The following is a 12,648-nucleotide window of genomic DNA, read 5'->3' as shown; positions in this document are numbered from 1 at the left end:
CGGCGGCCGCTGTTTTGGTCAAGGCTGCGCCGGGCGTGCGCGTCGCCGATCCGGCGTCCGCGCCCGGCCGGGCGCGCCCGCGGATTGCCTGCAACTGTCCGGCCTCGTACTCGCGCTCATTGCGCTCATTTTCGCGTGCAGGCGCGCGCGACGTTTCCGGAAGATTCCATGACCCGCAGGGAAAGCAGGGCCGGCGCGGCTCGGCAGGCGCAGGCCGGCAGCATTTCGTCGTCTTCACGGGATGTCGCCGGCACGCCCCGGCCGCTCGCCGAACTCGCGGGCTTGCGCCGCCGGCTGGCATCGATGCTGTACGAGTCGATGCTGCTGCTCGGCGTGCTGGCGCTGACCTTCCTCGTGCCCTACCTGATCCTCGGTCCGGTCGCCGGCTTCACACCTCCGGGCTGGGTGCTGTGGCTGCACGTGTTCGTGGTGTTGGGCGTCTATTTCGTCTGGTACTGGCGGCGCGGCGGGCAGACCCTGGCGATGCAGACCTGGCGGCTGAAGATCGTCGATGCCGCCGACGGGCGGATCGCAGGCCGCGGACGCTGCTGGCTGCGCTATGCGCTGGCCTGGCCCTCGGTGCTGCTGGGCGGCGTCGGCCTGCTGTGGGCCGTGGTCGACCGCGATCGCCAGTTTCTGCACGATCGCCTGGCGGGGACCTGCATCGTGCTGCTGCCGCTGCCGTCCAAGGGCTGACGCGGCTTCCCGACGGCGCGCGCAGGTCCCGGGCTCCGCGCGATGCATTAACATTGCATCGAATATTGCGTCGAATCCGCGCCTGCCGCAGCGGCTGAGCGCGGATCGCGCGGCGTTCCCGCGTTCCCTGACCAGGAGAAGTCGATGGCCGACATGCTGGCCCACGGACCGTATGCCGAGTTCGCGCTGCTGCTGATCATCTCGGCGGTGGCGGGCGCGATCGCGGTCCGCCTGCGCCAGCCGGTGCTGATCGCCTACATCGTGGTCGGCATCCTGGTCGGGCCGGCGGTGTTCGGCCTCGTCAAGGCGCACGACCAGGTCGCGTTGCTCGCCGAGATCGGCGTCACCGTGCTGCTCTTCGTCGTCGGCCTCAAGCTCGATCTCCACCACATCCGCCACATCGGTCCGGTGGCGCTGGCGACCGGGCTGGGGCAGCTCGGCTTCACGATCGTGTTCGGCTTCGTGCTCATCCTACTGATGGGCAAGGGTCTCATGGAGGCGCTCTACGTCGCGGTGGCGCTGACCTTCTCGAGCACGATCATCGTGGTCAAGCTGCTGTCGGACAAGCGCGAGCTCGACTCGCTGCACGGACGTATCGCGGTCGGCTTCCTGATCGTGCAGGACGTCGCCGTCGTGCTGGCGATGATGGCGATGAGCGCGCTGCGCGGCGCCGGCGAAGCGGCGATCGTCGAGGTCGCGGGTTCGCTGATGCTGCGCCTCATCGCGGCCGCGGCGCTGATGTACGTGCTGATGCGCTACGTGCTGCCGCGCCTGGTCGGAGCCATGGCCCGCTCGCAGGAACTGCTGCTGATCTTCGCCATCGCCTGGGGCACCGGCCTGGCCGCGCTCGGCGAATGGGCGGGCTTCAGCAAGGAGGCGGGGGCGTTCATGGCGGGCTTCTCGCTCGCCTCGACCAGCTACCGGGAGGCGATGAATGCGCGCCTCACCGGCATCCGCGACTTCATGCTCCTGTTCTTCTTCATCGATCTCGGCGCCAAGCTCGACTTTTCCACCCTCGGCGGCGAAGTCTGGCCGGCGGTGGTGCTGTCGCTGTTCGTGCTGATCGGCAACCCGCTGATCGTGATGGTGATCATGGGCTACATGGGCTACCGCAAGCGCACCGGCTTCCTCGCCGGCCTCACCGTGGCGCAGATCAGCGAGTTCTCGATCGTGTTCGTGGCCATGGGCATCACCCTGGGTCACGTCGGCGTCGAGGCGCTCGGCCTGACCACCCTGGTCGGCCTGGTGACGATCATGATGTCGACCTACATGATCCTGTTCTCGCAGCCGCTGTACGAGCGCCTCGCGCCGATGCTGAGCGTGTTCGAGCGCAAGCGGCCGTTCCGCGAACTTGCGATGGAGCGCCAGGTCCGTCCGGCAGGACAGCCCGACATCATCATCTTCGGTCTCGGCCGCTATGGGGCGCGCCTGATGCAGCAGTTGCGCGGCGCCGGCATCGAGGTGCTGGGCGTGGACTTCGACCCCGAGACCATTCGCGAGATGCACAAGCTGCGCCAGCCGGTGCGCTACGGCGACGGCGAGGATCCGAACTTCCTCGAGTCGCTGCCGCTCGGCCATGCACGCTGGGCGATCACCACCTTCCCGCAGTGGGAGTCCAACCGCGCCTTCCTCAGCGCACTGAAGGAGGCGGGCTTCGCGGGACGCGTCGCCGGCGTGGTGCGCGACGACCTGCATGCCGAGGCACTGGGTGCAGCCGGTGTCCAGCGTGTGCTCGACCCCTTCAACGACGCGGCGGATTACGCCGCACGCAGCTTCGCCGCCGAAATCGCCTTCGAGGACGTGCACCGTGGCGAAGCAGGTCCGGCCAACGTGCCCGCGACGCCTGCCAAGGAGAAGAAACAATGACGCCCGTCCGCACCATTCTTGCCGCCACCGATCTCTCGCCGCTCGCCCGCCATGCGGTGGTGCGCGCTGCGCTCGTCGCCGCCGAACTGGGCGCGCGGCTGTCGCTGCAGCATGTGGTGAATGTCGGTGCCCTCGACGCCCTGCGCCACCTGATCGACGCCGGTGCCGCCGACCTGCAGCAGAAGCTGCTCGACGAGATGCGCGCGGAGGTGACGATGCTCGCCGGCGAGCTCGAGGCGCGCCAGGGCGTGCAGGCCGAGCTGCACCTGGTGGTCGGCAACGTGCTGACCGAAATCGCGAACCACGCCGATGCGCTCGATGCCGACCTGCTGGTGATGGGCGCGCGCGGCGCCGGATTCATGCGCGAGCTGCTGATCGGCTCGACCACCGAGCGCGTGCTGCGCAAATCGACGCGTCCGCTGCTGGTGGTCAAGCAGATGGCGCACGAACCCTACCGGCGCGTGCTGGTGCCGGTGGATTTCTCGCCGCGATCGCTGGATGCGCTGCGCCTGGTGCAGCGCGTGGCCCCGCAGGCGGAGTACGTGCTGCTGCATGCCTTCGAGGTGCCCTTCGAAGGCAAGCTGCGCTACGCCGGGGTGGAGGAAAGCGCGCTCTCCAGCCTGCGCGTCAATGCGCGCCGTGAGGCCACGGCGAAGCTGAACGAACTCGTCGCCGAGGCCGCCCTGGACGAGAACCGGGTACGCCGCATCGTGGTCCATGGCGAAGCAAGCAGCCAGGTGCTCGATCACGAGCAGGCGCAGGACTGCGACCTGATCGTGATCGGCAAGCGCGGCCAGGGCCTGATCGGCGAGATGCTGCTCGGCAGTGTCACCAAGCACATCCTCGCCCAGTCCACGGGCGACGTGCTGGTAGCGGACCGCGCCGGCGCCTGAGCTTGGCGTACACTCGCGCCCTGGTCGCGCCGCTCCGGCGCAGATGGAGAAAAAATGAAGACTGAACACGCCCCGACGATCCGACGCGCCGACTATCGGCCACTGCCGTGGACGGTGGACACCGTCGACCTGCACTTCCGCCTCGATCCCGAGGCCACGCTGGTCACCAACCGCATGCGCTGCGTGCGCAAGACCGGCGCGGGGGAGGGGCCGATCCGGCTGTGGAGCGAGGCGCTGGAGCGCGTGTCGCTGACGGTCGACGGCGCGGCGCCGGTGGCGATGCGCGAGCAGGATGGAGTGCTCGAGATCGATGCCAGCGGCGATGCGGTGACGGTCGAGGTCGTCACCCGCATCGATCCGCGCGCCAACACCACGCTGTCGGGCCTTTACCTGTCGAACGGCGGCTTCTTCACCCAGTGCGAGGCCGAGGGCTTCCGCCGCATCACCTGCTTCCCCGATCGCCCCGACGTGATGGCGCGCTACACCGTCACCCTCGAGGCCGAGCGCGAGGCCTGCCCGGTGCTGCTGTCCAACGGCAACCTCGTCGACCAGGGCGTGCTGCCCGGGGGCCGCCACTACGCGAAGTGGGAGGACCCGTTCCCCAAGCCTTCGTATCTGTTTGCGCTGGTCGCGGCGAAGCTGGTGGCGCTCGAGCGCCGCGTCACCACCATGTCGGGCCGCGAGGTGCTGCTCCAGGTGTGGGTGGAGGCGGGCAACCTCGATCGCGTCGAGCACGCGATGGATTCGCTGGTGCACGCGATGCGCTGGGACGAGGAGACCTTCGGCCTCGAGCTCGATCTCGACCGTTTCATGATCGTCGCCGTGGCCGACTTCAACATGGGCGCGATGGAGAACAAGGGGCTGAACATCTTCAACACCAAGTTCATCCTCGCCAAGCCCGACACCGCCACCGACCTCGACTACGAGAACGTCGAGAGCGTGGTTGCGCACGAGTACTTCCACAACTGGACCGGCAACCGCGTCACCTGCCGCGACTGGTTCCAGCTCACGCTCAAGGAGGGCCTCACCGTCTTCCGCGACCAGCAGTTCTCCGCCGACATGCTGGCGCGCGCGGCCGGCCCCGAGGGCGCGGCCTCGGCGCGCGCGGTCAAGCGCATCGACGACGTGCGCGTGCTGCGCGCGGCCCAGTTCCCGGAAGATGCCGGGCCGATGGCGCACCCGATCCGTCCCGACAGCTACCAGGAGATCAACAACTTCTACACCGCCACGGTGTACGAGAAGGGCGCCGAGGTCATCCGCATGCTGCACACCCTGCTCGGCCACGAGGGTTTCCGCAACGGCATGGATCTCTACTTCAGCTACCACGACGGCCAGGCGGTGACCTGCGACGACTTCGTCGAGGTGATGTCGGAAGCCAACAACGGCTTCGACCTCGACCAGTTCATGCGCTGGTACGAGCAGGCCGGCACGCCGCGCGTGCGTGCGCAGGGCGAGTGGGATGCGGCCTCCGGAACCTACACGCTGACGCTGGCGCAGTCGACGCCGGCCACGCCCGGCCAGCACGCCAAGCTGCCGCTGGTGATCCCGGTCGCGGTCGGCCTGATCGGCGCGGACGGGCGCGACCGGCCGCTGCAGCTGGAGGGCGAGGCGCAGCCCGGCGCCACCACCCGCGTGCTGCGCGTGGACGAGGCCGAGCAGCGCTTCCGCTTCGTCGGCCTGGAGGCCGAGCCGGTGCCCTCGCTGCTGCGCGGTTTCTCCGCGCCGGTGATCCTCGAGCTCGACGAGGACGACGCGCGCCTGGCCTTCCGCATGGCGCACGACGCCGACCCCTTCAACCGCTGGGACGCCGCGCAGCGCTACGCCGAGCGCGTCGCGCTCGCGCTTGCCGCGGACGCCGACGCCGCGGTGCCCGAGGCCTTCCTCGTCGCCTTCCGCACGCTGCTCGACGATGCCGCGCTCGACCCCGCGTTCCGCGCCCAGGCCTTGGCGCTGCCGGGCGAGGCCTACCTGCTCGAGCGCATGTCGCCGGCCGACCCCGGCGTGCTGCGCGCTGCATTGATCCGCCTGATGCGCGTGCTCGGTGGCACGCTCGCCGCCGACTGGCTGAAGGTCGTCGATGCGATGCAGGTGCCCGGCGAGTACCGCTACCACCCCGGCGATGCCGGCCGTCGCGCGCTCGCCAACCTGGCGCTGCGTTATCTCGCCGCGGCGGGCGATGGCGAGGGCCTGCAGCGCGCCGAGGCGCGCTTCGCCGCTGCCACCAACATGACCGAACGCTTCGGCGCGCTCGCCGCGCTGGTGCAGAGCACGAGCCTGGGGCGCACCGCCGCGCTGCAGGCCTTCCACGACCGCCATCGCGACGACGCCCTCGTGCTCGACAAGTGGTTCGCGCTGCAGGCCGGCGCCTGGCGCTGGGACGACGCGGCTGCGCCGACGCTCGCGGGCGTGCGTGCGCTGCTCGGCGACCCGGCGTTCAGCCTGTCGAATCCGAACAAGGTCTATGCGCTGCTCGGTACCTTCTTCCGCGCCAACCCGGGCGAGTTTCACGCCGCCGACGGCAGCGGGCATGCATTCTGGGCCGAGCAGGTGATCGCGCTCGACGCGAAGAACCCGCAGGTGGCCGCGCGCATGGCACGTGCGCTCGAGAACTGGCGTCACTTCACGCCCGCGCTGCAGGCCAGCATCCGCCCACAGCTCGAACGCGTCCTCGCCGCCCCCGGGCTGTCGCCGGACGTCGCCGAGATCGTCGGCAAGGCCTTGGGCGACTGAGGCGGAGAAGCACCGGCGGCCGGAGCGGTGTGGGAGCGGCGGCAGCCGCGAACGGCTCGCGGCCGGAATCGCGACTTCCGTCGCTCCCACGGGGTGGTGGCCGGGTTCTTGTGGGAGCGGCGGCAGCCGCGAACGGCTCGCGGCCGGAATCGCGACTTCCGTCGCTCCCACGGGGTGGTGGCCGGGTTCTTGTGGGAGCGGCGGCAGCCGCGAAAGGGAGTGCCCCCTCGCGGCCGCCGTTCAGACGACAACGCCGGACGCGACTCCCGTCGGTCCGGCGTTTCCATGCGCACCGCGGCGGCGGCGTCGCCGCAGGCAGGGCCTATTCCGCGGCGAGGTCGCCGGCGATGTAGCTCTCGAGCTGCTTGATCGTCTTTTCCTGCTGGCTGACGATGGACTTGACCATGTCGCCGATGGTGACGATGCCGAGCAGCTTGCCGTCCTCGACCACCGGGATGTGGCGGAAGCGCTTCGCGGTCATGGTGGCCATCAGGTCGTCGGCGGTGCCCGACAGGCCGACGGTGTAGGGCTTGTGCGTCATCAGGTCGCCGACCCTGACGTCACGGGACACCAGGCCCTTGAGCACGACCTTGCGTGCGTAGTCGCGCTCGGTGAAGATCCCCACCAGCTTGTCGTTGTCGGTGACCAGCACGCAGCCGATGTCGAACTGCGCCATCAGCGAAAGCGCGTCGAAGACCGAGTCCGTAGGCCGCACTGCGTGGAAGATGCTGCCTTTCTGCTCGAGGATCTGCTTCACGGTCGTCATCATGGTCCTACTCCCCCTCTTTCGTTGTTGAGATGCGCGCCGCGGAGCGCGGGCGACTTTTATTGTCGAGTCTTCGTTTTGTAACCAGAAGTGCGCGCGGATGCAAGGCCGGGCGTACCCTGATCCGCGTCGGCCTCAGATCTCGAGGTTGTCGATCAGGCGGGTGCGGCCGAGCCGGGCGGCGGCCAGCACCACCAGTGGATCGTCCATGTGCACCGGCGGCTGCAGGTCGGCGCGGCGGCGCACCGCGATGTAGTCGGGCTCCCAGCCGGCGGCGGCGAGTTCGGCCAAGGCGTCGGTCTCGAGCTTGAGCAGGTCGTGGTCGCCGGCGCGCACCGCGTCGCGGATGCGGCTGAGCAGGCGGTAGAGGAGCGGCGCGCGGGCGCGCTCGTCGGCGCTCAGGTAGCCGTTGCGCGAGGACAGCGCCAGGCCGTCCGCGGCGCGCACCGTCTCGCCCGGCTTCACCTCGACCGGCATCGCCATCTCGCGCACCATGTTCGACAGCACCATCAGCTGCTGGTAGTCCTTCTTGCCGAACAGCGCGACGTCGGGCTGCACGATGTTGAGCAGCTTCATGACCACCGTGGCCACGCCGCGGAAATGGCCGGGACGGAACTCGCCCTCGAGGATCGACACCTGCGCCGGTGCGGGATCGACGTGATAGCGCTGCGGCTGCGGATACATGACCGTCTCGTCGGGGGCGAACACGTGCGCCACACCGGCCGCGGCCAGCTTCTCGCAGTCGGCGGCGAAGGTGCGCGGGTAGCGGTCGAAGTCCTCGCCGGCGCCGAACTGCAGGCGGTTGACGAAGATGCTGGCGATGACGCAGTCGGCGTGCTCGCCGGCCTCGCGCATCAGCGTGATGTGGCCCTCGTGGAGATTGCCCATGGTGGGCACGAAGGCGACCTTGCCGGCGCGCGCGCGCGCGGTGCGCAGGCTGTCGATGGTGTCGTGGATCTGCATGGTGGCGGATGTCGTCCGGGGGAATACGGTCCGGGGGGGCTCGCGCCCCTGCGCGCTCGAGCAGGGGCGGCGGAGATCAGTAGCAGTGCTCGGGTGCGGGGAAGCTGCCGTCCTTGACCGCGGCGACGTAGCGCGCCACCGCGTCCTCGATGTTGGCGGCACCGTCCATGAAGTTGCGCACGAAGCGCGCGGTCTTGCCGGGGAAGACGCCGAGCATGTCGTGCAGCACCAGGACCTGCCCGTCGCAGCCCGCGCCGGCGCCGATGCCGATCGTCGCCATGCTCTGCAGGCTGGCGGTGATCTCGGCGGCGAGCGCGGCGGGCACCATCTCCATGACCATCAGCGCGGCGCCGGCCTGCTCCAGCGCATGGGCATCGGCCTTCAGCCGTGCCGCGCCTTCCTCGCTGCGGCCCTGCACACGGTAGCCGCCGAGCTGATGCACCGCCTGCGGCGTGAGACCGATGTGGGCGCACACTGGCACCCCGCGCTCGACGAGGAAGCGCACGGTCCCGGCCATGAACTCACCGCCCTCGACCTTGACCATCTGCGCGCCGGCCGCCATCAGGCGGGCGGCGTTGCGCATCGCCTGCTCCGGGTTTTCGTGGTAGCTGCCGAACGGCATGTCGGTGATGACGAACGGGCGGGCGCCGGCGCGGGCCACGCATTCGGTGTGGTAGGCCATGTGCTCGAGTGTGACCGGCAGCGTCGATTTCTGCCCCTGCAGCACGTTGCCGAGCGAATCGCCGATGAGGATGGCATCGACGCCGGCGCGGCCGAGCAGCGCGGCGAAGCTGGCGTCGTAGGCCGTCAGCATGGCGATCCTGCGGCCCTCGGCGCGCATCTTGCCGAGCTCGAAGAGGGTGACGGGCTTCTGGTCCTGGAGATAGCTCATTCATCGCTCCTGAAGGGAGGGCGCAGTGTTCACCAAACTGGTGCATTGCACAAGTCCATTGCCGCGAATGCGCAACGGGTTTCGGCTAGGTCTTACCCTGCATAACCGAAGAATTCGCGATAGCTGCGCATCTCGCGCAGGCGCTCGAGCAGCAGCTCGAAATCCTCGTCGCGGTCGACCGGATTGAGCTGCCCGGCATCGACGATGAAGAGCGGCGCGGCGTCGTACTGGTAGAAGTAGCGCGTGTAGCGCTCGGCGACCTGGTGCAGGTAGGACTCGGTGATGTGGCGCTCGGCCTCGAGGCCGCGCTTGCGGATGCGCTCCATCAGCGTGTCGGGCCTGGCCTGCAGGTAGATCACCAGGTCGGGCCGCGGCAGGCCGGCCGGATGCACGTTGTCGTGGATGCGGCGGTAGAGCGCGAGCTCGTCCTCGGAGAGGTTCTGCTCGGCGAACAGGCGGTCCTTGTCGAGCAGGAAATCGGACACCACCCGGCGGCCCTCGCCGATCGTGCCCAGCCCCGCGAGCTGGTCGATGCGCTGGAACAGGAAGGAGATCTGGGTCGCCATCGCCCAGCGTTCGGGCTGGTGGTAGAAGCGGGTCAGGAAGGGATTGAATTCGGCCTGCTCGAACAGCGTGTCGGCCTGCAGGCGTTCGGCCAGGCGTCTGGCGAGCGAGGTCTTGCCTGCGCCGATCGGGCCCTCCACGACGATGTAGTGCGCCTTGTCCAGCATGCGTGGCTGCCCCCGGTTCGCTGCTCCGCGCTAGCTGCGGAAGATGAAATAGACCGCACCGAGCATACACAAGGCGGCCCACAGATAGTCAAGCTTGATCGGCTGCTTCATGTACAGCACGACGAAGGGCACGAACACCAGCAGGGTGATCACCTCCTGCATGATCTTGAGCTGGGCGAGGCTCAGTGCCGTCGCGCCGATCCGGTTCGCCGGCACCTGCAGCAGGTATTCGAACAGGGCGATGCCCCAGCTCACCAGCGCGGCCATGTACCAGGCCTTGCCCTGCATGTTCTTGAGGTGGCCGTACCACGCGAAGGTCATGAACACGTTCGACGCGGTGAGCAGCAGTGCGGTCTGCACCCAGACCGGGCTGGCGCCGAGCGTGCTGGTGGCGGACTGGAGCCAGGCGGGCATGGCGATTCAGTCGCGGCGACCGGCCGAGGTGGCGGGCGCGATGCGCTCGATGGCCTGGTCGGCGACCGTCGGCAGCAGCTCGGCGACCTTGCCGATCCCCGGGATCTGCGTGTCCGGCGCGATCTCGGCCAGCGGCAGCAGCGTGAAGGCGCGCAGGTGCATGCGCGGATGCGGTACCTGGAGGCCGGGTTCGTCGATGACGTGCTCGCCGTACAGCAGCAGGTCGAGATCCATGGTGCGTGGCGCCATGTGGAAGGCGCGCGTGCGCCCGCCCTCGTGCTCGATCGCGAGCAGCATGTCGAGCAGGGCGCGCGGGGCCATCGTGGTGTCGAGCGCGATCACGGCGTTGATGTAGTCGGGCTGTCCTTCGACGCCGATCGGCGCGCTGCGGTAGAGCGCGGACTGCGCCACGACACGGGTGCCGGGCAGGGCGTCGAGACGTTCCTGCGCCAGCACGAAGGCTTCGGCCGGGTCGCCGAGGTTGGCGCCGAAGGCGACGAAGGCGCGTATGGCACCGGGCTGGGGAGCGGTCATGGGGTGGGAGGCGGCGTGTCTCGGGCGTCGTCTGCGAAAGTGGCGGGCGCGTCCGTGGCCACCTCGCCCGCTGCGCCGGCGGGCTTGCGCTTGCGCCGGCGGCGCTTCTTGGCGGCCGGTGCGGCCTCGGCAGGCGCCTGGCGGATCAGGGCCTCGCGTTCATCGTGGCCGGCGTGCGCGAAGCGGTCCCACCAGTCGACGATCTCCATCGGGATCTCGCCGGCCTGCGCGCGCAGGCGCAGGAAGTCCCAGCCGGCGCGGTAGCGCGGTTGCTCGATGAGGCGGTAGGGGGTCTTGCCGGTGCGCTTGTCGAAGCGCGGCTGCAGGGCCCAGATGTCCTTGATGTCGCCGGCGATGCGGCGGGTGATCGCGAGCTTGCCGGCCTGCGCATCGAGCACCTCGTCCATGGCCTCGAACAGCGCGGGCTGGCTGTGCTCGCCGGCCGCCTTCTTCTGCTCCCAGGTCTTCAGCACCTCGTGCCACAGCAGGGTCGAGAACAGGAAGCCGGGCGACACCGACTTGTCCTGGCGCACGCGCTCGTCGGTGTTCTCCAGTGCCAGGGTGACGAAGCGCTCGCCCATCGGCTGCTCGAGGATGACGTCGAGCAGCGGCAGCAGGCCGTGGTGCAGGCCTTCGCCGCGCAGCTGCTGCAGGCACTTCAGCGAGTGCCCGGAGAACAGCAGCTTGAGCATCTCGTCGAACAGGCGCGCCGCCGGCACGTTCTCGAGCAGCGGGCCCATCTCGCGGATCGGCTGACGCGCCGCCGGGTCGATGGCCAACCCCAGCTTGGCGGCCAGGCGCACCGCGCGCAGCATGCGCACCGGGTCCTCGCGGTAGCGCGTGCGCGGATCGCCGATCATGCGCAGCGTCTTCTGCTGGATGTCGGCGACGCCGTGGTGGTAGTCGACGATGGTCTCGGTGCCGGGGTCGTAGTACAGCGCGTTGACGGTGAAGTCGCGCCGGGTGGCGTCTTCCTGCTGGTTGCCGAAGACGTTGTCGCGCAGCACGCGGCCGTGCTCGTCGGTGTCGGCGCTCTCGGCGTCCTGGCTGGCGCGGAAGGTGGAGACCTCGATCGTCTCCGGCCCGCTCATCACGTGCACGATCTTGAAGCGGCGGCCGATGATGCGCGAGCGCCGGAAGGCGGCGCGCACTTCCTCGGGCGTGGCGCTGGTGGCGACGTCGTAGTCCTTGGGCGGCTGGCCGATCAGCAGGTCGCGCACCGCGCCGCCGACGACGAAGGCCTTGAAGCCCTTCTCCTGCAGCACCGCGCACACCTTGCGCGCGGCCGGCGACAGCTGCTCGCGGCGGATGCCGTGGCGTTCGACGGGGATGAGGGCGGGTTCGTGGCGTGCGGGGGTGGCCGGGCGCTTGAAGACCTTGCGCAGCAGCTTGCGGATCATCGGGAAAGGAGTCGTGCGTGCATAGGGGCGCAATGATAACCGATCGCCTCGCGCGCCCGGTCATCTGCCTTTGCAGTCGGGTCCGGGCGCCGGCGTGGTTCAGCGCAGCGAGATCACCGGCCAGCCCTTGCCCTGGGCGTGGGCGCGCAGGGTGTCGTCCGGGTCGACCGCGACCGGGTCGGTGACGCGGCCCATCAGCGGCAGGTCGTTGTGCGAATCGCTGTAGAACCAGCTGCGCTCGAAGCCGCCCAGGTGCAGGCCGAGCGACTCCAGCCAGTTGTCGACGCGCTCGATCTTGCCCGCCTTGAACGCCGGCATGCCGCGCGGCTTGCCGGTGAAGGCGCCGCCTTCCTGCGCCGGGACGGTGGCGACCAGGTGGGGGATGCCGAACTCGCGCACGATCGGGCCGGTGACGAAGGCGTTGGTCGCCGTCACCACCGCGACCAGCGCGCCGCTGTCGAGGTGCTCCCGCACCAGCGTGCGCGACTTGGCGGTGATCATCGGCCGCACCGACAGCTCCATGAACTCGCGGTGCCAGGCGTCGAGCTCGGCGCGCGGGTGGCGGGCGAGCGGGGCGAGCTGGAAGTCGAGGAACTCGAAGATGTCGAGGGTGCCGGCCTTGTACTGCTCGTAGAACTGGACGTTCTTGGACTCCTGCACTTCGCGGTCGAGCACGCCCTTGCCGATCAGGAACTGCGCCCAGGCGAAGTCGGAGTCGCCGGCGAGGAGGGTGTTGTCGAGGTCGAAGAGGACGAGATTCACG

At 69.4% G+C, this 12,648-nt stretch carries 12 protein-coding genes; 4 read left to right on the top strand and 8 right to left on the bottom strand.

Annotated elements, in window-relative coordinates:
- The first annotated feature begins 168 nt into the window (after positions 1 to 168).
- From CKCBHOJB_RS12530 to pepN, 4 genes are all read left to right on the top strand, one after another.
- Complete coding sequence (locus tag CKCBHOJB_RS12530; protein WP_281049005.1) at positions 169 to 696, top strand: RDD family protein; 528 nt, start codon at positions 169 to 171, stop codon at positions 694 to 696.
- A 144-nt stretch (positions 697 to 840) separates the two neighbouring features.
- Positions 841 to 2,562: a cation:proton antiporter family protein gene (locus CKCBHOJB_RS12525; protein ID WP_281049004.1), complete on the top strand. Its 1,722-nt coding sequence runs from the start codon at positions 841 to 843 to the stop codon at positions 2,560 to 2,562.
- Positions 2,559 to 3,455 carry a universal stress protein gene (locus CKCBHOJB_RS12520; protein ID WP_281049003.1) on the top strand — a complete coding sequence of 299 codons (897 nt, stop codon included), beginning with the start codon at positions 2,559 to 2,561 and terminating at the stop codon, positions 3,453 to 3,455. Before CKCBHOJB_RS12525 ends, CKCBHOJB_RS12520 begins: the two co-directional genes overlap by 4 nt.
- A gap of 54 nt (positions 3,456 to 3,509) precedes the next feature.
- Complete coding sequence (pepN, locus tag CKCBHOJB_RS12515) at positions 3,510 to 6,185, top strand: aminopeptidase N (protein WP_281049002.1); 2,676 nt, start codon at positions 3,510 to 3,512, stop codon at positions 6,183 to 6,185.
- A gap of 322 nt (positions 6,186 to 6,507) precedes the next feature.
- Here pepN and CKCBHOJB_RS12510 read toward each other — a convergent pair whose 3' ends face one another.
- The 8 genes from CKCBHOJB_RS12510 to CKCBHOJB_RS12475 form a co-directional block, all read right to left on the bottom strand.
- Complete coding sequence (locus CKCBHOJB_RS12510) at positions 6,508 to 6,954, bottom strand: CBS domain-containing protein (protein WP_281049001.1); 447 nt, start codon at positions 6,952 to 6,954, stop codon at positions 6,508 to 6,510.
- 132 nt (positions 6,955 to 7,086) lie between these two features.
- Positions 7,087 to 7,914: a pantoate--beta-alanine ligase gene (gene panC / locus CKCBHOJB_RS12505; RefSeq protein WP_281049000.1), complete on the bottom strand. Its 828-nt coding sequence runs from the start codon at positions 7,912 to 7,914 to the stop codon at positions 7,087 to 7,089.
- A 76-nt stretch (positions 7,915 to 7,990) separates the two neighbouring features.
- Positions 7,991 to 8,806: a 3-methyl-2-oxobutanoate hydroxymethyltransferase gene (gene panB / locus CKCBHOJB_RS12500; protein ID WP_281048999.1), complete on the bottom strand. Its 816-nt coding sequence runs from the start codon at positions 8,804 to 8,806 to the stop codon at positions 7,991 to 7,993.
- A gap of 92 nt (positions 8,807 to 8,898) precedes the next feature.
- Positions 8,899 to 9,537 (bottom strand): deoxynucleoside kinase, encoded by a 639-nt coding sequence (locus CKCBHOJB_RS12495; RefSeq protein WP_281048998.1) that lies wholly within the window; start codon positions 9,535 to 9,537, stop codon positions 8,899 to 8,901.
- A 30-nt stretch (positions 9,538 to 9,567) separates the two neighbouring features.
- On the bottom strand, positions 9,568 to 9,951 hold the full coding sequence (locus CKCBHOJB_RS12490; protein WP_281048997.1) for a DMT family protein: 384 nt from the start codon (positions 9,949 to 9,951) through the stop codon (positions 9,568 to 9,570).
- Between the two features lie 6 nt (positions 9,952 to 9,957).
- A complete protein-coding gene (gene folK, locus CKCBHOJB_RS12485; RefSeq protein ID WP_281048996.1) occupies positions 9,958 to 10,485 on the bottom strand; it encodes a 2-amino-4-hydroxy-6-hydroxymethyldihydropteridine diphosphokinase in 528 nt (175 codons plus the stop codon).
- The gene (pcnB, locus tag CKCBHOJB_RS12480) at positions 10,482 to 11,885 is read right to left on the bottom strand and encodes a polynucleotide adenylyltransferase PcnB (RefSeq protein WP_281048995.1); all 1,404 of its coding nucleotides are present in this window, start codon (positions 11,883 to 11,885) and stop codon (positions 10,482 to 10,484) included. The genes folK and pcnB overlap by 4 nt, the downstream gene beginning before the upstream one ends.
- 99 nt (positions 11,886 to 11,984) lie before the next feature.
- On the bottom strand, positions 11,985 to 12,647 hold the full coding sequence (locus CKCBHOJB_RS12475; RefSeq protein WP_281048994.1) for an HAD-IB family hydrolase: 663 nt from the start codon (positions 12,645 to 12,647) through the stop codon (positions 11,985 to 11,987).
- Position 12,648: the final 1 nt, after the last annotated feature.

Source organism: Thauera sp. GDN1, assembly GCF_029223545.1.
GTDB lineage: Bacteria > Pseudomonadota > Gammaproteobacteria > Burkholderiales > Rhodocyclaceae > Thauera.
Note: the sequence above shows the minus strand (reverse complement) of the source record. Positions and strands in the feature narration are given on the sequence as shown.